Below are 21,678 nucleotides of genomic sequence, written 5' to 3' on the forward strand. Positions count from 1 at the left end.
TCCCGTGACGAGGAGGCCCGCGTGGCCGCCGATCCGGTCACGCTCCCCGACCTGCTCGCCGACGGCCATCCGTCTGCGATCGCCCTCCCCCACCCGCTCGTGGACGGCCATCCGTCACGGTCGGAACCGATCACCGAGGCCGTGCGGCTGGGACCCGAGGTCCTCATCTGGCGGCGCGCCTTCTCCGCCAGGCCGGACCAGGCGGCCGAGGCCAGGAGGTTCGTCCGCTTCCTGCTCGGCAGCACCGTCTTCGCCGACGACGCCGAGTTGATCGTCGGCGAGCTGGCGGGCAACGCGATCCGCCACACCCGCAGCGGGCCGCCCGACGGCCACTTCACCGTGGAGATCACGCTGACCTCCGCCCGCCACGAGGCTCTCACCGCTCCGGCATCGGCGGTCAGCGTCCTGGTCACCGTGTACGACCTCGGCGGTGGCGGCGTCCCCCGGTTCGGCGACGACCGGCACGGCTCGTACGAGGAGAACGGACGCGGCCTGGCGATCGTGACCGCGCTCGCCGCCCGCGTCGGCTACCAGGGCACCCCCACCGGTGGCCACCGAGTATGGGCCTACCTCACCACCCCGGACCCACGACCGCCACCCTCCTGACCGCGCGCCGACCCGCGACGACTTCGTCCGGAACGCTCCTTGAGCGTCGGCCCGTCGGTGTCGGCGACCCTTCGGTCCGGCACGCCTGGCCGGCCTCGTCACCGGACATTAGAGTGGAGGGCAGGCCGCCCCGGGGCCGATGGCCACCTGGGAATCACGGCCTCGACTGTGTGTAGGTCCTTTCCAGGCGTCACAGCCTGCTCGGATCGCGTGTCGTTCCGGGTGAAGCGTCATCCTCCGGGGGCGTCCACCCCCGGAGGCCGCCTCACCTCGACCAGCGTGCGCTCCCGGGATGCCGCCTCAGCCGCCGAGCATGCCCTGGATGGCGGTGACCACGCCCACCAGCGCGGTGCCGGCCGCGCCCGCGTCGGTGGCGATCTCGAAGATCGTCTTCAGCCTGGCCTTCAGGCCGCCCTCGCTGCGCTTGCCCGGCTCCTTGTCCAGTTCGCGCTCCACGCCGTTGGCCGCGTCCTCGACCGCCACCGCCTGCTCCTCGGGCAACTGGTCGCGCAGCACGTAGACGGCGTCGAGCAGGTCCTCCACCAGGGCGCGCAGGTCGGCCGCGTCGTCGGGCGCGTTGTTCACGGTGGCGTCACCGGTGCCGGTGCTGATCGCGCTGTTTCTGAAGGTGTTGCCGTTGAAGGCGGTCACGTTGACCTCCGGGGAGTAGAAGAACGGCCGGTCGGACTCGGCGGCGGCCATGAGCACGCGTAGTTGTTCGACGCGGGCGGCGATGACCGGGTTGGCCGAGGAGCCGGCGAGGAAGTCGAGGGTCTGCACGGTGTCGGCGTAGACCTCGCGGGTGCGGGCGAGCATCTGCGCCAGCATCTCGGCGGCGGTGAACCCGAACCGCGAGGGCCGCAGCAGCAGGTCGAGTGCCCGCTTCAGATAGCCCTCGACCTCCGGCCTCCCCACCTCAAGCCTGCCGTCCTCGCACAGCGCCAGCACCTGCTCGACGACGGCGTACTCGGAGTGCAACCGCGACAGCAGCATCCGCATCCGCCGCAGCTCCTCGTCCGGCTCGTCCTGCTCGTGGGAGGGGGTCACGTGCCACATCGACACCCGCTGCCCCGCCTCGCGCACCCAGGCGTGGTGGACGGCCTTGTGGCGCCACCAGTAGTCCTCCACGACCACCGACGGCGTGCCCGCGCGCACCCACCACTCCTCCGGTTCCGCCGCCGCCGAGGTGCTGTCGAGCAGGTGCCGCGCGAACCGCGGTCCGAACGCCACCAGCGGCACGTGCGCCCCGCGCTCGCCTCGCAGCCACGTCGGCGCCGACATGGCCAGCCGTACGACGTTCTCCTGGCCCTCCCAAATCTCGTTGGGGTCGAGCCATCGTCGCTGGAACCCCACCTCCAGCCGGTTGACGACGCGGTCGGCGTAGAAGTTGCGCAGCACCGGTGTGACCGTCACCGACTTGCGAAACCCCTCACTGTGCCGCTGCCGGGTGAGCCGGACCAGGTTGCCGACGTCGACGTAGTAGGACTCGGAGATCCAGGGCGCCACCCCGCCGCGCAGCCGCGGCCGTACCGCGCCCACGCCCCGCACATGATCGGAGCGATGGTGCTCTGGTGAACGGCCCGGGAAGACCCGGTCGGGGCGCGGCCAGCGCGGCGGCTCGCGGCGCCGGGTCTCGGCGGGCAACAGCGGACGCAGGTCCACGATCGGTAGCTGGACGGTGACGTGCACCCCCCAACAGTGACGCGGAACCCCCGCGACCTCAACGCGTTGACGTCATTTCCCGAACGCGGGACCGCTGATGCCGGACCGCCGCGGTGACGGTGGTTCAGCGGGTGGGCTGGGTGGGGTGGGTGGGCCAGGGGCCGGGGGCGAACATGGTGTTGGTGAGTGCCCAGCGTTCGTGGTCCGCCCAGGTGCCGTCGATGAAGAGCAACTCAGGCGAGATGCCCTCGTAGCGGAAGCCGAGCCGCCGCACCAGGTTGATCGAGGCGTGGTTGCCCGGCTGGATCTGGGCGTCCAGCCGGTGCAGGCGCAGCCGCTCGAACGCGTACCGGAGCACCAGGCGAAGGCCCTCGGACATGTAGCCCTTGCCCGCCGTCGGGGCGAAGGCCCCGTAGGCCAGGGAGGCGTTCTGGAAGCGCCCCCGGATGATGCTGTTGAGGAACACCGTGCCGGCGATCGCCCCGGTGTCGCGCAGGCAGACCAGCAGGCCCTGCGCCGTCACGTGGTCGAATCTCGCGAGGTACGCCTGGTAGTTCTCCGGCGTGTCCGGCAATGCCATGTAGGGGCCGTGCAGCTCCGCGCTGTCCCGGACGAGCGCGACGAACTCGTCCTGGTCGTCCCGGGTGAGCGCCCGCAGGGTCACCCGGGAGGAGTCCTCCAGTCGGTCCGACAGGAACGCCTCGACCTCCGCCGTCGTCCGCACGACGCCGACGCCATCACCGTGATCCATCCGAGGAACCGTACCTTGTTCTACTCAACCGGACATAACTGGAATCGGTCGGTCGGGTGGGGAGTCGGGTCGGTGGTCGCCGAACGCAGGAGAGGGCGGACCAGGCGCCGGCCCCTGTGCCGGTGACCTGGGCGGCCGCACGGAGGTGGTGGAGCACCCACCTCAGGCTCTCCATGGCAGTGTGGAGCCTGGCATTCTCTATGAATGCGACAAGTAACCGTTCTCGGCAGTTGTGGTGCGTACCCGGAGCCGGGCCGTGCCTGCAGCGGGTTCGCGGTGGACTGGGACGGTTATCGCCTGCTGCTCGACCTGGGCTACGCCACACTGCCGCGGCTCCTCGCGCACTGGCCGGACGGCGCGGTGGACGCCGTCGTCATCACTCACGAGCATCCCGACCACTGCATCGACCTGCACGGGCTGTTCCGGATGCGGTTCTACGGCGACCCCGGTGGGCCGCGGCTGCCGTTGTACTGCCCGCCGGGCGTACTCGACCGGATCAGCGGCCTGGAGCCCGATGCGGACCTCCACGCGGTCTTCGACATGCATCCGCTGCCTGGCAGCCACCAGGTGGGGCCATTCACCCTCACCGGACTGCCGCTGCCGCACTATGTGCCCAACGCCGGCATCCGCGTCGAGGCCGACGGAGTCGCGCTGGCCTACACCGGTGACACCGGCCCGGCCCCCGCGCTCGCCGACCTGGGCCGCGACGCCGATCTGTTCATCGTCGAGGCCACCGATCACGACGGCGAGACCGACCGCCCTTCCCGCAATCTGCTGACCTCCACGGAGGCCGGCCGATGGGCCGGCCGCGCGGGTGCCCGACGGCTGATGCTCACCCATTTCTGGCCGGGCAACGATCGGGCCGTCTCCGTGGCCGCCGCGCGGCGGGAGTTCGGCGGTGAGGTGCTGGCGGCCGAGGAAGGACTCACCGTCGCGCTCGGACCGAAGTAGCGCGATGAGGGAGCCCCCACTAGTCGGGGCGGGGGGCCGGGTCGGTGGTGACGGAGCGGAGGAGGGGGCGGCTGAGGGCGCCGGCGCCGATGACGCCCGCGAAGCCGGCGGCGGCGCAGACCAGCAGGGTCAGCCCGCCGGTCGCGCTCATCGCCAGACGGGCGAACGGGGCCGCGCAGAACATGCCCGCGGCGATCGAGCCGCCGCCCATGACGGTCAGCGGGATCAGCGTCTCCAGTCGCCGGGCGCGGTCGAGCACCGAAAGGTCGGTGCCGGCCAGGCGCAGCAGCGCGTAGGTCTGGCGACGGTCCAGGACCGCGGACGCGGCGGTGATGCCCGCACTGACGATCGCCACCAGGAAGGACACCAGCAGAACGATCAGCGTGCCCGTTCTGATGTCCTGTAGAAGCCAGGCCGTCACCGGGTCGTTCTCGACGGAGATCGACGCGCTCGGAGCGAGCAGCCCGATGAACCCGGCGACGAACCCGGTCAGCGCCACCCCGCTCACCGTGCGCCAGGCGGAACGGGGGTCGTCCACCAGGCGCCGCCCGGCCAGCAACCTCGCGGGCCGCTTGGCGGTGCGGGCCGTGATCCGGCCGATCATCGCCACCACCCACGGCCCCACGAGGTTGACCGCGAGGAACGACAGGCTCAGCACGACCACGACGACCGTCACGCTCGCCCCGGCGCCGAAGGCCGGCACCGCGGCCAGGCACGCCAGCAGCGCCACCACGCGCACGAACCGCATCGCGGGCGGCGTCTCGCGCCTGGCCACGCCGAGCGGGCTGACCACGACCCGCCGCAGGCCCACCACGGCCGACAGCCCGACCAGCAGCGGCACCGCGAGCAGCACGGCCGCGATGGGCAGCGGCCCGGGCCAGATGTCGGAGGCGAACCAGGCGCCCCCGGCGATCCGCACCTGGCTGAGCGGCGGGATGGCGACCGTGTACAGCAGCAACCCCAGCACCGCCCCCGCGAACGCCGTGATCACCGCCTCGGCCACGGTCATCGCCACGACCTGGCCGGGGGTCGCCCCGACCAGACGGAGCGCGGCCAGACGCCGGTCCCGGCGCGCCACCGTCAGCCGGGCCGCCGCGCCCCCGAACACCAGCAGCGGCACGACCATCAGCACGCTCGCGACCGCCGCCAGCGCCTGGTAGGCACCCGCGTCAGGTGACGGGCTCCCGGTGAGGTCGGGGACCTTCGTCGCGGACACGCCGAGGCGGTAGTCCCCCTTGTACTTGGCCGTCATGATGTCCTCGCCGGGCGCGTGGCCGACGACGGCGACCAGCTCGCCGGGGTGGACCAGCGCCTCGTCCCCGATCGTCCCGGCCCTCTTCTGCGGGAAGCGGCGGCCCACCGAGCCGTCGTCCCGGGCCAGCTCGGCGAGCGCGGGCGACATCACGACCTCGCCGGGCGCGGGCAGGCGGGACACCCCGCGAGGCGGGGAGACGCCCGGCGACAGGACCGCCACGTGCACCACGGTGATCCGCCGATCGCCCGAGAACTCGCCGCGGACGGCTTCGACCGCCCGTGGCGGCCCGCCGGCCGTAGCACCGGTCGGCGGCTCGGGGTTACGCCAGGCGCCGCGCTCGGCCCGTCCGGCGAAGGCGAAGTTGATCGCGACCGCGAACAGCAGCAGCGCGGTGGACACGCCCACCGCCGCCAGCGTCAGCGACGACCCGAGCAGCCCGCGCCGCCCGCCGCCGCGCAGCAGCCGCCAGGTGAGGTCGAGCAGGTTCCTCATCGTCCGCTCCCCTCGGCCCCGTGGACGGGAACGTGCGAGACGGACGGCACCTGGCCGAGCACCTGCGTGTGCGGGGTGGGGGTCTCGGCGTACCGGACGCCGGACGTGGGGAGGATGTGGCCGTCTCTGACCTCGACCACGCGGTCGCACCAGCGGGCCACGTGCGGGTCGTGGGTGACGACGACCAGCGACGCGTCGTTGTGCCTGGTCGCCTCCACCAGCAGGCGCATCGTGTCGTGCCCGGTGGCCTGGTCCAGCGCGCCGGTGGGCTCGTCGGCGAACACCACCGCGGGCCGGGTCACGAGCGCGCGGGCGATGGCGACCCGCTGGGCCTGCCCGCCGGACAGCTCGCCCGGGCGACGCCCCTCCATGCCGGCCAGGCCCAGCGGCCCGAACCAGGAGCGGGCCTGGCGGACGGCCTGAGCGCGCGGGACGTCGCCGAGCATGAGCGGCAGCGCGACGTTCTCGTCCACCGGCAGCTCGGGCAGGAGCTGGCCGAACTGGAAGACGAACCCGAAGCGGGTGCGCCGCAGCGCGCTGCGCCTGCGCTCCCCCAGGTTGTCGATGCGCTCGCCGAGCAGGTGGACCTCGCCGGCGTCCGGCTTCATGATCCCGGCGAGGCAGTGGAGCAGGGTGGACTTCCCGGAGCCGCTCGGCCCCATGATGGCGACGGCCTCACCCTGGTGGACCATCAGCTCGACACCGGCCAGGGCGACGGTGGACCCGAAACTCTTCCTCAGGCCGAGCCCGTGGAGAACGATTTGCGACGGCATGAGCAGAGCCTCTCCCGCGGGCGGCGGCCCGCGGATCGGCCGCCCGCCCGATCCACCGGACGGCCCATCGGCCGAAAGGCCGATCTCCCCCGGCCGGCGGGCCCGCGCTCGGTTCCTGGCGTGCGGGCCCGCGGTTGGTTCGTGGCGTGCGGGCGCGCGCTTGCTGGCAGAATCGGGCGGGTGAGGGTACTCGTCGCGGATGACCAGGAACTGGTGCGCACCGGCTTCCAGATGATTCTCGACGCCCAGCCCGACATCGAGGTGGTCGCGGCCGTGGCCGACGGCGTCGCCGCGGTCGAGCAGGCCCGCCGCCTGCGGCCGGACGTGTGCCTGCTGGACATCCGGATGCCCCGGCTGGACGGCCTGGAGGTCACCAGGATTCTGGCCGGCCCGGGGGTGCCCGACCCGCTGCGCGTGGTCATCGTGACCACCTTCGACCTCGACGAGTACGTGTACGGCGCGCTGCGCGCGGGCGCCTGCGGGTTCCTACTGAAGGACAGCGGCCCCACATTGCTCATCGAGGCGGTGCGGGCCGCCGCCAACGGCGACGCCCTGGTCTCGCCGTCGATCACCGTGCGGCTGCTGTCCCACCTGGCCCGGCCGATCCCGGTCGTGACGCGCCCGCCGCGCGAGCCGCTCACCGACCGCGAGATGGACGTCGTCCGCCTGATCGCCCGGGGCCGCACCAACCAGGAGGTGGGCGGGGAGCTGTTCATCTCCCTGTCGACGGTGAAGACGCACCTGGCGAGCATCTTCGCCAAGCTGGGCGCCCGCAACCGCGTCGAGATCGCCGCCTGGGCCTGGGAGGCCGGCGTCGTCCGCTGACGCGCCACCGGCCCGCCGCGCGTGCCGGTCAGAACAGGACCGGCACGGCGGATAAGGCCACTATGTGCCTGGTGCGCCGCGGACGCTCACCGGGCCGGGCGACGTAGATCGGCGCCGGCTTCGCCGTACCCCCGACCCGCCGACCCGGCGCCGATCGCCTCCAGCACATGGCGGGGAAGTGGTCGCGGTGACGACGGTGTGGCGGGCGACGGTTCAGGGGGTGGTTGTGGCGGTTTCGGTGATCACGGTGTGGTGGGTGACGGTGGGGTCGAAGGCGGTGAGGACCTTCTGTGCCTCGGGTTCGACGACGGCGGCGTCCACGTCGGGCGCGGCGAAGTCGCGCACCGCGTCCATGGACGCCCACAAGGTGATCACCTCGATCTCGACCTGACCGTCTCTGTCGCGGTTGAGCAGGTAGGCGCCCCGGTGGCCCTCGATGCCGCTCAGCTCGGGGATGACGGCCTGGGTGAAGTGCCGCCGGTAGGCCTCGGCGCCCTCGGTGGTCGCGGTCGCACGCCAGATTCTCGCGATCATCACGCTCTCCTCCGGTTCGGACGGGTTTCGCCGGTGGTTGGGCAGTGTCGGGCAAACCCTAGATCATCTCGGGGAGATCCAGGATCTTCTCCTCCGCCTCGCCGATTAGCGGAGAGGCGCACGGGATAGGAGTGAGTCAGGCGTCGCGCTACGTCACAGATGAAACCACGACTTTCAGCGCATGCCGGGGGGAGACATCATGCGCTATGCCCGATCCGCAGTGAGCAGGTCGGCGGTCGGCGTCTACCTGGCGCTGGCCGCCCAGATCGCCACCCTGACCTGCCTGGTCGTCTTCGAGGAAGCACGCGGCAAGCAGCTCGCGCGGCAGGTCGCGCGGCTGGGCAGCGACCCGCACGCGCCCGGGGCGGAGGCCGTCGTCGGCGCCGTCACCTGGTTCGCCATCCTCATCCTGCTGGTGGCCGCCGCGACGGTCGCCGCCGGCTGCTCCTACTTCGCCTGGCTCCGCCACGCCGGGGCGACCCCCCGCATGATCGCCATCGCCTGGTTCGTGCCGGTGCTCAACCTCGCCGCGCCCGCGCTGCTCGTGCACGCTCTGCGGGAGGACGCCGGGCTGCGGGAGGGCCGCCGCCGGTCATGGGTGGTGCTGCTCGCCGCGTGGTGGGGGTGCTGGCTGGCCATGGTGTTCCTCATCCTGATGCGGCTGCCGTTCACCCACTCGCCGCAGGGCAGGGACCTGACCGGTCTCGGCGCGGCCGAGCTGGTGGTGGCGGTGGTCGCCGCGCTGCTGTGCGCGGCGACCGTCAGGGAGATAACCCAGGCCAGGGTCAGCGCCCGTCCTTCGTCGATCGCGCATTCTCTGAAGCTGCTGCCCGCGTTGCGGTCGCTTCCCCGGCACACCTATCCGGCGGGGGACTGAACCCGAGCGGCCCGGAGCTTCCCGGGCTGGCGTGCCACAGTTTGCGGGGCGGCCCGGTCACCCCGGGCGCGGCGCCGAGGTCGGCGTAGGGGGACAGCCGGTAGCCGTTGCCGTACTCGATGCGGCGCCCGCCGACGCCCGCCCGCTCCTCCCGCGAAGCGCGCGACCTCGCCCCGGCCGGCTGCGGGGTGAGGCCCAGGGCGGCCCGCACCGCGTCGGGCCCCTTCTCCCGCCACAGCCGGTCGAGCTCGGCCAGGTCCCAGCAGTCGACGGCGCGCAGCGACACCGCCCGCGCGCCGACCCGGCGCACGACCCCTCTGGCGACCAGCATCCACGACCCGAACACCGTGGCGGCGCAGCGCGCCTGGACCGACTCGAAGAAGGTGAGGTCGACGGGGCCGGTCGAGTCGTCCAGCGTGGCGAAGATGACGCGCTGCCCGGAACGGATCGCCGGGGTCTGCGTGGCGACCTTCACCCCGGCGACCAGGATCTCGGCGCCGTTGCGCAGCGTGAGCAGCTCGCTGGACCTGACCACGCCGATCGCGTCGAGCAGTTCGTCGTAGAAGCCGATCACGTGCCGGCTGACGTCCAGGCCAAGGATGTCCAGCTCGGCCTCCACGGCCTCGGCCTCGGTCATCTCCGGCAGCTCGCCGGGCGCGATGTGCTCGGTGAACGCCATGGGGATCTGCACGGCGGACGGCGGCCCGCCCGCCCCCGAGCCGGCCGATCCGGGATTCGGGCCGGGGCCAGGAGGGGAGGCGGGGGCGGGAGGGGAGGCGGGGGCGGCGGGACGGGGGCGACCGCTCGGGCGGGCCTTGCGCCGCGCGGTCACGCCGGTGGAGGACGCGCGGTCCAGGACGCCGATCTGGGCGATCAGGTCGCGCCTGGTCAGCTCCCCGGGACGCCAGCGCGGGCCGCCGGGGTGCAGCCCGTGCAGCGCGTCGAGGCCGCCGACCTGCACGATGCGCTCGGCGACCGGCCGGGACGGGCGGGCGCGCTCCCAGAAGTCGGCCAGCGAGGTGTAGGGCCGCCCGGTGACCATGCGGTCGACCTCCGCCTCACTGATCCCCTTGACCGCCGAGAACGGCACCCGCAGGCCGTACCCCGCGGAGAACGTCCCGGGATCGCCGCCGGCGGCCCCCGCGCCGCCATTGTTCTCCGCATCACCTGGACGCATCGCATCACCTGAACGCGTCGCGTCGCCGAAACCCGGCGCGTCGCCGAAACCCGGCGCGTCGTCGGAACCCGGCGCGCCGCCGCGGGGATTCCGGAGGCGTTCGACGAGCCAGTGGCGGCCGGAGTGGTTGACGTCCAGGGGGAGGACGGCCACGCCGCACTTGCGGGCCTCGTCCAGGATCACCCGCCCGGGGTACATGCCGGGGTCGTGCGTCAGCACCCCGGCGAGGAACGCCGCCGCGTGGTGCCGTTTCAGCCAGGCCGACTGGTAGGTGGGCAGGGCGAACGCCGCCGCGTGCGCCTTGCAGAACCCGAACGAGCCGAACGCGTCGAGCACCTGCCAGGCGCGGTCGGTGGTCTCGCGGTCGAACTCGGGCAGCACTTCGGCCTCCCACCACGCGCGCACCCGTTCGCGGCCCTCGGGGGTGCCGAGGGCGCGGCGGACCTTCTCGGCCTCCGACAGGCCGCAGCCGGTCATGACGTCGACGACCCTCAGGACCTGCTCGTGGAAGACGACGACGCCGTTGGTCTCCTGCAGCGCCGGCCGGAGCAGGGCATGGGGGTAGGACGGCTCGCGCCAGCCGTGCCGGGACTCCAGGTACGGGGTGACCATGTCGGAGTTGACCGGGCCGGGCCGGAACAGGGAGATGTCGACGATCAGGTCGTGCATGGTGCGCGGTTCGAGCTTGGTCACCAGCTCGCGCTGGCCGGGCGACTCGATCTGGAAGCAGCCGATGGTGCGGCCGGTGCAGATCATGTCGTAGGTGGCGCGGTCGTCCTGGGGGACGTCGCGGTCGAGGTCGATGTCCTGGCCCTCCACCCGCCTGATCTCGCCGAGCGCGTACGCCATCGCCGACTGCATGCGCACGCCGAGCACGTCGAGTTTGAGCAGCCCGGCCTCCTCGACGTCCTCCTTGTCGAACTGGCTCATCGGGAAGTCGAGCAGGCTGCGCTCGACGGGGGTGCGGTCGCGCAGCCCGGAGTTGCCGACCAGCACGCCGCAGGGGTGCAGGGCGATGTGGCGGGGCAGGCCGTCGAGCCGTTCGGCGAGCTGGAACATGGCCGACAGGGCGCGGTCGTCCAGGCCGCTGCCGCGCAGTTCGGGCAGGTCGGACAGGGCGGCGCGGATCTGCCGGGCCCGGACGTGCGGGAACGCCTTGGCGATGAGGTCGGTCTCGTGCGGCGGCAGCCCCATGGCGGCGCCGACGTCGCGGATGGCGCTGCGCGCGCGGTAGGTCTCCATCATCGAGACGCAGGCGACCCTGTTCTCGCCGTAGCGGTCGAGGATGGCCTGGTAGCAGTCGAGCCGCCGCGCCGACTCCACGTCGATGTCGATGTCGGGCAGCCCTTTGCGCCCCTCGGACAGGAAGCGCTCCATGAGCAGGCCGTGGTCGAGCGGGTTCACCTCGCCGATGCGGATGAGGTAGTTGACCAGGCTGCCCGCGCCGGACCCGCGGATGGCGCAGCGCACCCCCATCGCGCGGATCAGGTCGGTGATGCCGGAGACGACGATGAAGTATCCCGAGAGCTGCTTGCGCTCGATGATCCGCAGTTCCTCGGCCAGCCGTTCGCGCGCCTGCCTGGATCGTTCCATGCCGCGCGCGTACAGCCCGTCCTCGCACCGGCGGCGCAGCAGGGGGACCGGGTCCTCCTCGACCTCCGGCAGGTGCACGCGTTCGGGGTCGTTGCGCAGCGCGAGGATGTCCAGCGGGTCCAGGACGCACCGTTCGGCGACCTGCCGCGTGGCGGCGAGCAGGCGGCGGGCGTGGTCGTGGTCGCCGTCGCAGACCCGCGCGGCGACCTGCGCCATCTCTTTGCCGCTTTTGAGGTAGGCGTGCGAGGCGGAGTGCTCCAGGTGCCGCGTGTGCAGCGGCACGAGCTTGCGCGCGGCGTCGAGCACGTCGCCGACCCGGTAGTCCCCCGCGTCGAGGTGGCGCACGGCGTTGGTCAGGACGGCCGGCACGCCCAGCGAGCGGGCGAGGGCGAGCATTCGCCGGGCGGTGCCCGCCTCGTGCTGACCGTACTGGTCGACGACCTCGACGACCAGGTCGGGGACGGCCGCCCGCCAGGCGGCGAGCAGGGCGCGCGCCCGCTGGTCGTGGCGCGCGGCGACGGCCCGCCCGACGTCGGACCTCGGGCCGAGCATGACCAGCAGCCCGGCGGCGTGCCGGGCGACCAGTTCGCGGGTCACCCGCGGCTCGCCCCGCCGCCCGGCGTGGTGGGCGTCGGTGGTGAGCCGGCACAGGTGCGCCCACCCGCCCGTACGCGCGAGGACGGTGACGCGCTCCTCGCCGTCGCCGTCGTCCCCCGCCGGGCCGCGCAGCGCCAGGTCGACGCCCACGACCGGGTGGAGGCCGGCGTCGAAGCACGCCTGGACGTGCTTGACCGCGCCGTACATGCCGTCGCGGTCGGTCAGCGCGAGGATGTCCATCTCGTGCTCGGCCGCCCGCGCGACCAGCTCGCCGGGGAACGCCGTGCCGTACCGCAGGGAGTAGGCGGAGGCGACGTGGAGGTGGGGGAACATCAGTCCCACGCCCTGAGCATCAGCCAGCCGTCGCCGGCGGTGTCGAACCGCAGCTCGTAGGTGCCGGTCGCGGCGCCGGGGCTCGCCTCCACCCGCCAGAAGCGGCGCTCGCCCGGGTCGTTCTCGGAGATCTTCCACCACTCGCGGGAGGTCACCCAGTGGTCGAGGACCCGGTGGACCACGTAGAGACGGTCGCGCCAGACGAAACGGGCGGGCTCGCCGTCTCGCGTCCACACCTCGATGGGGTCCCCGTAGATTCTGCTCAAGGCGCTCCTTCTCCCTGGGCCGCGGTGGAACTTCGTGAGCACCCGGGGGAAGGCGGGTCGTGCTACATCGAACATATGTTCTCAGAGCCCAGAGGGCAAATCACCTCACCCTTCGCGTGTCGCCCCGGCCGTCGCGCCAGTGAACGATCACGTCACCGTGTGTTCACACAACGACACCCGAACGCAGCGGAGTAGATACGTTTTGTTGTCCGGCCCCGCCTATGTTCATCCCCACAACCTCGAAAGTGGGATACAAGCGTGCAAACACCTCGAAAGCGGCTCGTCGGGCTGGCAGCCGCACTGACCGTCGCCGCGTCGCTGGGCGCCGCCGCCTGCGGCGCGGCCCCGACGGCCGACTCCGGCGCCTCCGCCGGTGGCGCCGGTGGCGCCGCCAAGACGGCGACCTCCGCCGCCGACCTCGGCGGCCTGGACAAGCTCGTCGAGGCCGCCAAGAAGGAGGGGCAGCTCAACGTCATCGCCCTCCCGCCGAACTGGGCCAACTACGGCGAGATCATCAAGGCCTTCTCCGACAAGTACGGCATCAAGGTCAACAGCGAGAACCCCGACGGCTCCAGCGCCGACGAGATCAACGCCGTCAAGACCCGCAAGGGCCAGGACCGCGCCCCCGACGTGCTCGACCTCGGCCAGGCGTTCGCCCTCAGCGGCGCCCAGGAGGGCCTGTTCGCCCCCTACAAGGTGCAGACCTGGGACAAGATCCCCGAGGGCCAGAAGGACGCGAACGGCACCTGGTACAACGACTACGGCGGCTACGTCTCCATCGGCTGCGACGCCAAGCGCGTGAAGACCTGCCCCGCCACCTTCGCCGACCTGCTCAAGCCCGAGTACAAGGGCCAGGTCGCGCTGAACGGCAACCCGACCAAGGCCGGGTCCGCCTTCGCCGGCGTCTACGCCGCCGCCCTCGCCAACAGCGGGACCTTCGACGACATCCAGCCGGGCCTCGAGTTCTTCAAGAAGCTGAAGGCCGCCGGCAACTTCAACCCCGTCGAGTCCACCCCGGCGACCGTGCAGAGCGGCGAGACCCCGATCAGCATCGACTGGGACTACCTCAACGCCGGGTACACCGACGAGTTCGTGAGCAAGGGCGTCGACTGGAAGGTCACGGTCCCCTCGGACGGCAAGTACGCCCAGTACTACGCCCAGGCGATCAACAAGGACGCCCCGCACCCGGCCGCCGCGCGGCTGTGGCAGGAGTACCTCTACAGCCCCGAGGGCCAGAACCTCTACCTGAAGGGGTACGCCCGCGCCGTGCTGCTGCCCGCCATGCAGACCGACGGCACCGCCGACGCGACGCTGGTCGGCAAGCTGCCCAAGGTCGAGGGCACCCCGCAGTTCCCCACCGACGCGCAGGTCACCAAGGCCAAGGAGACCCTCGCCTCGGGCTGGGGCGACGCGGTCTCCGGATGACCCGCACCTCGACGATGCGATCGGCTCTCCCCCATGGCTGAAACGCACTCGGCGGCTCCCGCCGGCCTTCCTCTCAACACCAAGGTGAGGGAAGGCGGGAGCCGTCCCCGCTCCAAGGGCTGGACCGGCGCCCTGCCGCTGCTGGTGTTCGTCGGCCTGGCCTTCGGCATCCCGACCGTGGCGCTGCTCGGCGGGGCGTTCACGGCGGACGGCGCGCCCAGCACCGCCAACCTCACCGCCTCCCTCAAGGGCGCCTACCTCACGGCGCTGCTCGGCAGCGTCAAGCTGTCCGCGGTCGTCGCCGTCGCCGGAGCCGTCGTCGGCACCTTCCTCGCCCAGGCGGTCGTCACCTCCCGGTTCCGCGCCCTGCGCGAGGCCGTGCTGACCGCCTCCGGCGTGCTGGCGAACTTCGGCGGCGTCCCGCTGGCCTTCGCCTGGACGGCCACCCTCGGCAACTCCGGCGTGCTCACCCGGCAGCTGAACCTGGGCGACCACGGCTGGAACCTCTACAGCTTCTGGGGCCTCGCCCTGGTCTACCTGTACTTCTCGGTCCCGCTGATGGTGCTGGTCGTCGTCCCGGCCCTGGACGGCCTGCGGCCGCAGTGGCGGGAGGCGGCGCAGAACAACGGCGCGAGCGCGTGGCAGTTCTGGCGCCACGTCGGCATCCCGGTGCTCACCCCGAGTTTGCTCGGCGGCGTGGTCCTGCTGTTCGGCGGCGCCTTCGCGGCGTACGCGACCGCGGCGGCCATGGTCGGCACCGTGGTCCCGCTCGTCACTTTGCAGATCGCCGACGCGCTCACCGGCAACGTGCTGATCGGCCACGAGAACGTGGCGCTGGCCCTCAGCCTCGACATGATCGTGGTGGCCGGCCTGGTCATGGCCGTCTACCTCCCCCTCCAGCGCAGGAGCGCCCGATGGCTCCGCTGACCCCCCGCCCGCACGCGGCCCCCGACCACCGGAGCCCGCGATGGCCGCGCTGACCCCTACGGTGCTGCCCGACGCCGGCGCCCCGGCCGCGCGCCCCGGCCGCCCGCGCCGCGTGCGCGTGTGGCGCGGCGTGGTGCTGCTGGTGGCCGCGCTGTACTTCCTGACGCCGCTGCTCACCTCGTTCGTGTTCACCGTGAACGACCCGATGCGCGGCTTCACCCTGGACGCCTATCTGGAGATCTTCTCGGCCGAGGGCTTCGTCCAGAGCCTGCTGCTGTCTCTCGGGCTCGCGGTCGCCACGATCGTCGTCGTGCTGGCCCTCACGCTGCCGGCGATGCTGGCCGTGCGGCTCAGCGCGCCCCGGCTGCGGCCGGTCATGGAAGTGGTGTGCACGCTGCCGCTGGTGGTGCCGCCGATCACCTTCGTGGCCGGCATCAGCACGGTGCTGCGCTGGGGGCCCGACTACCTGGCCACCACCCCCTTCTACCAGACGATCATCGCCGTCCAGAACCCCGCCTTCCCGGCGGTGCTGGTCATCGCCTACGTCGTGCTGGCGCTGCCGTTCGTCTACCGGGCCCTGGACGCCGGGCTCGGCGCGATGGACGTCCGCACGCTGGTGGAGGCCGCGCGGAACTGCGGGGCCTCCTGGCCGCACGTGATGCTCCGCGTGATCATCCCCAACCTGCGGACCGGCCTGGCGAGCGCGTCGTTCCTCACCCTGGCCCTGGTGCTCGGGGAGTACACCGTGGCCCGGCTGCTCGGCTACCAGCCGTTCCCCGTGTGGATCGTCACGATCTCCGGCTCCAACGCCGCCATGTCGGTCGCCGTATCGATCTTCAGCCTGCTGTTCGCCTGGCTGTTGCTGCTCATCCTTTCCACCGCCGGCAATAGGCAAAGGAGTGGTTCGTGAACGGGGCTCGGGTGGAGTTCCGGGGGCTTCGCCGCGCGTTCGGCGCGACCGTCGCCCTCGACGGCCTCGATCTGACCGTCGAACCGGGCGAGCTGATCGCCCTGCTCGGCCCGTCGGGCTGCGGCAAGACGACGGCGCTGCGCTGCGTCGCCGGGTTCGAGAGCCCCGACGCCGGGGCCGTGCTCGTCGACGGCGAGGACATCACCAACGTCCCGGCCAACCGCCGCGACGCCGGAATGGTCTTCCAGTCCTACAGCCTGTTCCCCAACCTGAACGCCTTCGACAACGTGGCGTTCGGGCTGCGGGTGCGCAAGGTGCCCGCCGCCAAGCGGCGCGCCCGCGCGGCCGAGCTGCTGGAGCTGGTCGGCCTGCCCTCGCACGGCGACCGCTACCCGCACCAGCTCTCCGGCGGCCAGCAGCAGCGGGTGGCTCTGGCGCGCGCGCTCGCCCTGGAGCCGCGGGTGCTGCTGCTGGACGAGCCGCTGTCGGCGCTCGACGCCAAGGTCCGGGTCACGCTGCGCGAGGAGATCCGGCGGCTCCAGCTCTCGCTGGGCATCACGACGATCTTCGTGACGCACGACCAGGAGGAGGCCCTGTCGGTCGCCGACCAGGTCGCGGTGCTCAAGAGCGGGCGCCTGGAACAGGCCGGGCCGCCCGCCGAGATCTACAACCGCCCCGCGACGCCGTTCGTGGCCGAGTTCGTCGGGACGATGAACCACCTTCCCGGCCTGCTCGACGGCCAGGAGGTGCAGGTCGCCGGGCAGCGGCTGCCCGTCCACGGCGCGACGCCCGGCACCCCGGAGGTGGACGTGCTCGTCCGCCCCGAGACCGTGCTGGTCACCGCGGCGCACGACGGCGAGGCGCTGGTGGTGACCAGCTCGTTCCGCGGGTCGTCGGTGCGGCTGCTGCTGCGCCTGGCCGACGGCACCGAGCTGCTGGCCGACCTGCCCGCGCACGACGCCGCGCGGCTGTCCCCCGGCGTCCAGGCCGCCGTCCGGCTCGTCGAGCGCCCCGTCCTGGTGGCAGCCCGCACCCCGGCGGCGACCCCGGCCACCGCGGCCACCGCGGTGGCCGCCGCCGAGTAGGCCGCTTGACGGCCCGGTGGCGGTTCGCAGGACGACCGCCGCCGGGCCGTTATGCGAGGAAGGCCGCCGGGGGGCGCGCTCTCGGTAGGCTTGCCGTCCCGAAAAGGTGCATAGCGGTAAGGCGACGTGGTGAACAACCTAGGTCCGGGCGACCCCCTCCAGATCGGCCGATACCGGCTGCTCGGCCGGCTGGGCCGCGGTGGCATGGGCACCGTGTACCTCGGTCAGGACGAGACCGGGCAGCGGGTCGCCGTCAAGGTGATCAACCACGAGTACAGCCAGCACGACCAGTTCCGCGTGCGCTTCCGCCGCGAGGCCGAGGCGGCGGGCCGGGTGCGCCGCTTCTGCACGGCGGCCGTCCTGGACGCCGCCCTCGACGGCGACCAGCTCTACGTCGTCACCGAGTACGTCGAGGGGCCGAACCTGTACGACGCCGTGCGGTCCTCTGGGCCGCTGCGCGGCTCCAGCCTGGACGCGCTGGCCGTCGGCGTCGCCACCGCCCTGACGGCCATCCACAGCGCGGGCGTCGTCCACCGCGACCTCAAGCCGTCCAACGTGCTGCTGTCGCCGGTCGGCCCGCGCGTCATCGACTTCGGCATCGCCAGGGCCCTGGACACGCTGAGCGGGATCACCGGCACCGGGCAGCTCATGGGCACGCCCCGGTACATGGCCCCGGAGGTGCTGCGCGGCGCTCCCGCCTCGCCGGCCTGCGACGTGTTCTCGTGGGGCTGCCTGGTCGCCTTCGCCGCCAGCGGCCGCACGCCGTTCGGCGGGGAGTCCCTTCCCTCGATCGTGTACCAGGTGCTCAACAGCGAGCCCTCGCTGGAGGGCATGGAGGCGGCGCTGCGCGGACTGGTTTCGGCGACGCTGGACAAGGACCCGGCGCGGCGGCCCACCTCGCAGCAGATCCTCGACCACATGGTCGGCCGCACCACCCCCGAACGCGCCCAGCACACGGTCGTCCAGACCTGGCAGGCGGAGCGGCCGGAGGCAGGACACCCGGAGGCGGGGCGTCCCAGTCAAAGCACGGCGTCCCCCGGTCAGAGCACGGCGTCCCCCAGCCAGAGCACGGTGTACCCCGGTCAGACGCCCGCCCACCCGGCCCCGTTCTCCACCTTCGCGGGCCCGCCGCCCACCGCCCCGCTCACGGGCGGGCCGACCACGGCCGCCTGGCAGCCGCCCGGCCAGGCGCCCACCGTCGCGGGGCAACCCCCCACCATCGGAGGAGGATCGCCGACCGCCGGAGGGCAGCCACCGACCATCGCCGGGCAGCCTCCAACCGTCGCGGGCGGGACCGCCGGGCCGGGAACCGGCTGGCCGGGGGCCGGCGGGGCTGGGGTCAGCGGGGCGAACCGGCGTACGCGGCTGATCGGGCTCGCCGTCGCCGGCGTCGTCGTGCTCGCCGCGGGCGGGCTCGGCCTGCGCGCCTGGCTCACGCCGTCCGGGCCGCCCACCGAGCTGAGCTACCTCTACCGGGACGACTTCAACGACAGCGGCACCGGCTGGGGCGGCAGCGCGTACACCGGCCAGGAGTACAACACCTACGGCTACGCCTCCGGCGGGTACTACGCCATCGACGTGACCGACGATCGCGCCGAGCGCATCGAGACGGCCCCGCTGCCGTTCGTCCCCAAGCAGCCCGCCACGCCCGATCCGTCCGCCACCCCGACCCCGACGACGCCCGAGCAGGTGCTGATCACCGTCACGACGCGCGTCCGCGAGTCCAAGGGGCCCGGCGAGTACGGGCTGTTCTGCCGGGCCGACAAGGAGTCGCGGAGCAGCCGGTACGAGTTCCTGGTCACCGCGGAGGGAGAAGCCCGCATCCGCCGGGTCACCAAGGGCACCGGCGGCAACCTCACCACGCCGGTCAAGGTGGGCGATCTGTCCAAGAGCGCCACCTTGCAGGCCGAATGCGCCGCCACCGGCGAGGGGGTGCGGCTGCGGATGTGGGTGAACGGCGAGGCGGTGCAGTCCTACGTCGACGACTCCGGCGCGCCCGCGAGCCTGCCCAACGGCGACGTCGGCTTCCTCGCCCGCGTGCCGGACAAGGCCGGCGCGACGCTGAAGACCTCCTTCGACGACTTCGTCGTCCAGGGCCCCTCCCCCAGCGCCTCCGGCCACGGCTGACCGCACCACGCGAAGTCCGGACGGCGCGAGACCCTGGCCCGCTGCCACGAACGTTCGCCGGGACGGGAGGATCAGGTGGTCGCTGGATGTGAACCGGCGGGGACGGGGACGGGGTCGGGGGCGCGGTTGAGTGCGGCGGCGCGAACGATCTCTTCGGCGATGACCTCCCGCGTGGGCCAGGTGGTCACCGCGACCGCCATCAGGACCAGGCCGCACAGCGCCCAGGCGCCGACCACGACCGGCACGGGGAACCGTTCGGCGAACGCGCCGGCGGCGAGCACGGCCACCGCGTGGGTGAGCTGGATGCCGCCCAGCATGATGCCGAAGGCGCGGGCGCGGTAGGCGTCGGGCAGCATCTGGACGAACAGCCCGTTCAGCGGGACCAGCACCGTGTTGACGGCGGCGGCCGCCAGGAGCACCAGCGTGAGCACCACCGGGAACGGCGGCGCGGCCAGGACGCCCACCAGCAGCAGCGGCCCGGCGAGCAGGAGCGGCTTGAGCAGCCGCAGCCGCCGCTCGGGACCGGTCATGCGGGTCACCAGCGCCCCGATGACGGCGCCGACGGGCAGCGCGGCCATCAGCAGGCCGGTGATCTGCGAGCCGCCTCCATAAGTGGGCGCCCACGCCGCGGCGAGCCCTTCGGGGACGATGGTGATGCCCACCACGCTGAACACCACCACGGCGGTGGGCCGCATGACCCGGTGCCCGAACACCAGGCCCAGCCCGTCGCCGGTCTCCCGCAGCAGCGAGCGCCGCGCGAGGTGGGTCACCGGGAGCGGCCGGGGACGCACGCCCCGCCAGAGCAGCAGTGTCGACAGGGCGAACGTCGCGGCGTTGATCAGCAGCGCGGCGTGCGGGTCGATGGCCGTGACCGCGCCGCCGACCGCGTACCCGGCGACCTGCGCGGCCTGGCCGGCCATGTTCTGGAAGGACAGCCCGACGACGTACCGGTCGCCGGTGAGGAGTTGCGCCACCATGGCCGAGCGGGCCGCCTGGAACGGCGGGGTGAGCAGCGAGGCGCCGAGCAGCAGCAGGAGCAGTCCGGGCATCGGCATCCCCGGCAGGGCCATGAGGCCGACCAGCGCCATCCGCGCGACGTCACAGATGATCATGACGCGGCGGTACGGGTAGCGCTCGGCCAGCGCCGCGAGCACCGGTCCGCCGGCCACCCAGGGGAGGTAGCTGATGGCGAAGCCGATGGCCGACAGCAGCACCGAGCCGGTGTCGGCGAAGACCAGGAAGGTCACGGCCACCTTGGCGAAATAGTCCCCCACCCAGGACAGGACGGCGGCGCCGAACAGCGCGCGGTACTCCGCCACCCCGAACACGTCCCGGAACGTCGCCGGCCGGTCGCCCGCGTCGGCGTCCGCGTCGGCGTCCGCGTCGGCGTCCGCGTCGGCGTCCGCGTCGACACCCGCCTCCCCGGTGACCGGTTCCCGATGTTCTCCGGCCTCGATCTCTCCACGCTTTTCGCTCACCGGCGTCCGTCCTCGTGTCAAGGGTCGCAGGTGGCGTGGTCCAGCGTGGGAGCCCGCGTCACGCCCGTCGGGTCGGCATAGCCCCCCACGACGCCATGTCGCATTTCTCCCTCTTCGACATGGCAAGGCTACAAAAAGTCATGATTACAGAACGAGGAGAGGTCTGTGGGACATTCTGCCGTGGATCCCTGGGATACCCTGGGGTCACCCCTAGCCACCCCTATTGCCTCTTGAGTGATATCTACCCCTGAATCCCGTTCAAGGGCTTATGAGGGGTAATCGATGCTGTTGACACAATACGTTCCGCTTCCGTCACCAGCGCCGCCAGCCGGGTACCGTGCGCGCCCCGCCAGTACACCCGGGCGCACACCGCGCAGCGCGCGAAGGTGTCGTAGCTACGCCGCGTGCCCGGGCGCAGCGCCGGCGCCACCCGCTCCTTCGGCACCGCCGCCAGCCGTCCGTTGCAGGCCGTGCATCTCGTCCAGGGCGCCAGCGGCGGGGCGAACCGTTCGAGTATGTCCTCGAACTGCTCCCTCGGCCGCGTGCCGCGCACGTAGGCCCCCAGCCACAGGCTCCGGCGGCACAGCAGCCCGCGGTCCTGCGTGAGCAGCACCCGCCGCTCGGCGTTCGCCCAAGTGATCAGCGCGTCGTCGTCCCGGTCGTTCTCGTACGCGGCGTCCACCCCGACCACCCGCAGCCACCGCGCCGGCGTCCCCAGATGCACGTCCAGCAGGAACCGATGCTCCGGCACCGCCTGCGGCCGCCGCACCCCGAGCACCGACACCACGGCCCCCGCCACCGGCCGGAACGACGGCGCCACCCGCCGGCCGTCCACCTCCAGCCCGCCCACCTCGGTCAACGGCACCCCGACGGACTCCACCACATGCCCCACCGACGACGTCCCGTCATAGGCGACGACGACGTCGTCATCGGCGGCCACGGCCCCCGCCCGCCGGCGCCGTCCGAGGAACACGCGGAGCCCGTCGTCGAGCCGGACCGCCAACTCCCCCACACCGTCCAGCATGCCAGGCGGG

18 protein-coding genes are annotated in these 21,678 nt (G+C 72.7%); 9 read left to right on the forward strand and 9 right to left on the reverse strand.

The features are described from left to right. Positions 1 to 21 precede the first annotated feature (21 nt). Positions 22 to 606 carry an ATP-binding protein gene (locus tag ACFQSB_RS31235; RefSeq protein ID WP_380830445.1) on the forward strand — a complete coding sequence of 195 codons (585 nt, stop codon included), beginning with the start codon at positions 22 to 24 and terminating at the stop codon, positions 604 to 606. Positions 607 to 906: 300 nt separating this feature from the next. On the opposite strand, the gene ACFQSB_RS31240 is transcribed toward ACFQSB_RS31235, so the two are convergent. Next, complete coding sequence (locus ACFQSB_RS31240; protein ID WP_380830446.1) at positions 907 to 2,295, reverse strand: hypothetical protein; 1,389 nt, start codon at positions 2,293 to 2,295, stop codon at positions 907 to 909. A 97-nt stretch (positions 2,296 to 2,392) separates the two neighbouring features. Further along, on the reverse strand, positions 2,393 to 3,019 hold the full coding sequence (locus tag ACFQSB_RS31245) for a GNAT family N-acetyltransferase (RefSeq protein ID WP_380830447.1): 627 nt from the start codon (positions 3,017 to 3,019) through the stop codon (positions 2,393 to 2,395). A 204-nt stretch (positions 3,020 to 3,223) separates the two neighbouring features. On the opposite strand from ACFQSB_RS31245, the gene ACFQSB_RS31250 reads away from it, so the two are divergent. Then, positions 3,224 to 3,970, forward strand: coding sequence for an MBL fold metallo-hydrolase (locus ACFQSB_RS31250; RefSeq protein WP_380830448.1), 747 nt, complete (start codon positions 3,224 to 3,226; stop codon positions 3,968 to 3,970). A gap of 19 nt (positions 3,971 to 3,989) precedes the next feature. Here the strand turns inward: ACFQSB_RS31250 and ACFQSB_RS31255 are convergent, their stop codons facing one another. Next, entirely contained in the window at positions 3,990 to 5,717 is a 1,728-nt protein-coding gene (locus ACFQSB_RS31255) for an FtsX-like permease family protein (RefSeq protein WP_380830449.1), read from the reverse strand. Beyond that, positions 5,714 to 6,490 carry an ABC transporter ATP-binding protein gene (locus ACFQSB_RS31260; protein WP_380830450.1) on the reverse strand — a complete coding sequence of 259 codons (777 nt, stop codon included), beginning with the start codon at positions 6,488 to 6,490 and terminating at the stop codon, positions 5,714 to 5,716. Before ACFQSB_RS31260 ends, ACFQSB_RS31255 begins: the two co-directional genes overlap by 4 nt. Before the next feature lie 180 nt (positions 6,491 to 6,670). On the opposite strand from ACFQSB_RS31260, the gene ACFQSB_RS31265 reads away from it, so the two are divergent. After that, positions 6,671 to 7,315: a response regulator transcription factor gene (locus tag ACFQSB_RS31265; RefSeq protein WP_354927019.1), complete on the forward strand. Its 645-nt coding sequence runs from the start codon at positions 6,671 to 6,673 to the stop codon at positions 7,313 to 7,315. Between the two features lie 213 nt (positions 7,316 to 7,528). Here ACFQSB_RS31265 and ACFQSB_RS31270 read toward each other — a convergent pair whose 3' ends face one another. Beyond that, positions 7,529 to 7,849 carry an antibiotic biosynthesis monooxygenase family protein gene (locus tag ACFQSB_RS31270; RefSeq protein WP_354850457.1) on the reverse strand — a complete coding sequence of 107 codons (321 nt, stop codon included), beginning with the start codon at positions 7,847 to 7,849 and terminating at the stop codon, positions 7,529 to 7,531. A gap of 199 nt (positions 7,850 to 8,048) precedes the next feature. Between ACFQSB_RS31270 and ACFQSB_RS31275 the strand changes: the two genes are divergently transcribed. After that, on the forward strand, positions 8,049 to 8,726 hold the full coding sequence (locus tag ACFQSB_RS31275; RefSeq protein ID WP_354850454.1) for a DUF4328 domain-containing protein: 678 nt from the start codon (positions 8,049 to 8,051) through the stop codon (positions 8,724 to 8,726). On the opposite strand, the gene ACFQSB_RS31280 is transcribed toward ACFQSB_RS31275, so the two are convergent. Together ACFQSB_RS31280 and ACFQSB_RS31285 are read right to left on the reverse strand one after the other, a co-directional pair. After that, a complete protein-coding gene (locus ACFQSB_RS31280) occupies positions 8,635 to 12,426 on the reverse strand; it encodes a DNA polymerase III subunit alpha (protein WP_380830470.1) in 3,792 nt (1,263 codons plus the stop codon). The genes ACFQSB_RS31275 and ACFQSB_RS31280 overlap by 92 nt on opposite strands. Continuing rightward, positions 12,426 to 12,692 carry a DUF6504 family protein gene (locus ACFQSB_RS31285; protein ID WP_354850451.1) on the reverse strand — a complete coding sequence of 89 codons (267 nt, stop codon included), beginning with the start codon at positions 12,690 to 12,692 and terminating at the stop codon, positions 12,426 to 12,428. Before ACFQSB_RS31285 ends, ACFQSB_RS31280 begins: the two co-directional genes overlap by 1 nt. A 258-nt stretch (positions 12,693 to 12,950) precedes the next feature. On the opposite strand from ACFQSB_RS31285, the gene ACFQSB_RS31290 reads away from it, so the two are divergent. The 5 genes from ACFQSB_RS31290 to ACFQSB_RS31310 all read left to right on the forward strand — a co-directional run bounded on the left by ACFQSB_RS31290 (position 12,951) and on the right by ACFQSB_RS31310 (position 19,166). After that, on the forward strand, positions 12,951 to 14,117 hold the full coding sequence (locus ACFQSB_RS31290) for an ABC transporter substrate-binding protein (protein WP_380830451.1): 1,167 nt from the start codon (positions 12,951 to 12,953) through the stop codon (positions 14,115 to 14,117). Positions 14,118 to 14,150: 33 nt separating this feature from the next. Further along, positions 14,151 to 15,044, forward strand: a complete 894-nt coding sequence (locus ACFQSB_RS31295; protein WP_380830452.1) for an ABC transporter permease — start codon at positions 14,151 to 14,153, stop codon at positions 15,042 to 15,044. Positions 15,045 to 15,084: 40 nt separating this feature from the next. Continuing rightward, positions 15,085 to 15,954, forward strand: coding sequence for an ABC transporter permease (locus ACFQSB_RS31300; protein ID WP_380830453.1), 870 nt, complete (start codon positions 15,085 to 15,087; stop codon positions 15,952 to 15,954). Beyond that, on the forward strand, positions 15,951 to 17,039 hold the full coding sequence (locus tag ACFQSB_RS31305; RefSeq protein ID WP_380830454.1) for an ABC transporter ATP-binding protein: 1,089 nt from the start codon (positions 15,951 to 15,953) through the stop codon (positions 17,037 to 17,039). The genes ACFQSB_RS31300 and ACFQSB_RS31305 overlap by 4 nt, the downstream gene beginning before the upstream one ends. Before the next feature lie 129 nt (positions 17,040 to 17,168). Next, on the forward strand, positions 17,169 to 19,166 hold the full coding sequence (locus tag ACFQSB_RS31310; protein WP_380830455.1) for a serine/threonine-protein kinase: 1,998 nt from the start codon (positions 17,169 to 17,171) through the stop codon (positions 19,164 to 19,166). A gap of 71 nt (positions 19,167 to 19,237) precedes the next feature. Here the strand turns inward: ACFQSB_RS31310 and ACFQSB_RS31315 are convergent, their stop codons facing one another. Then, positions 19,238 to 20,644, reverse strand: a complete 1,407-nt coding sequence (locus ACFQSB_RS31315; protein ID WP_380830456.1) for an MFS transporter — start codon at positions 20,642 to 20,644, stop codon at positions 19,238 to 19,240. A gap of 241 nt (positions 20,645 to 20,885) precedes the next feature. After that, positions 20,886 to 21,647: a Mut7-C RNAse domain-containing protein gene (locus ACFQSB_RS31320; protein WP_380830471.1), complete on the reverse strand. Its 762-nt coding sequence runs from the start codon at positions 21,645 to 21,647 to the stop codon at positions 20,886 to 20,888. Between the last annotated feature and the right edge of the window lie 31 nt (positions 21,648 to 21,678).

It is taken from the genome of Sphaerisporangium rhizosphaerae, assembly GCF_042665155.1.
Taxonomy (GTDB): Bacteria; Actinomycetota; Actinomycetes; order Streptosporangiales; family Streptosporangiaceae; genus Sphaerisporangium; species Sphaerisporangium rhizosphaerae.

Bases quoted from the DNA above. Each gene is read 5' to 3' on its own strand.
- ACFQSB_RS31245 (WP_380830447.1), bottom strand. From the start codon at position 3,019: ATGGATCACGGTGATGGCGTCGGCGTCGTGCGGACGACGGCGGAGGTC.
- ACFQSB_RS31250 (WP_380830448.1), top strand. From the start codon at position 3,224: ATGCGACAAGTAACCGTTCTCGGCAGTTGTGGTGCGTACCCGGAGCCG.
- ACFQSB_RS31255 (WP_380830449.1), bottom strand. From the start codon at position 5,717: ATGAGGAACCTGCTCGACCTCACCTGGCGGCTGCTGCGCGGCGGCGGG.
- ACFQSB_RS31260 (WP_380830450.1), bottom strand. From the start codon at position 6,490: ATGCCGTCGCAAATCGTTCTCCACGGGCTCGGCCTGAGGAAGAGTTTC.
- ACFQSB_RS31270 (WP_354850457.1), bottom strand. From the start codon at position 7,849: ATGATCGCGAGAATCTGGCGTGCGACCGCGACCACCGAGGGCGCCGAG.
- ACFQSB_RS31275 (WP_354850454.1), top strand. From the start codon at position 8,049: ATGCGCTATGCCCGATCCGCAGTGAGCAGGTCGGCGGTCGGCGTCTAC.
- ACFQSB_RS31280 (WP_380830470.1), bottom strand. From the start codon at position 12,426: ATGTTCCCCCACCTCCACGTCGCCTCCGCCTACTCCCTGCGGTACGGC.
- ACFQSB_RS31295 (WP_380830452.1), top strand. From the start codon at position 14,151: ATGGCTGAAACGCACTCGGCGGCTCCCGCCGGCCTTCCTCTCAACACC.
- ACFQSB_RS31300 (WP_380830453.1), top strand. From the start codon at position 15,085: ATGGCCGCGCTGACCCCTACGGTGCTGCCCGACGCCGGCGCCCCGGCC.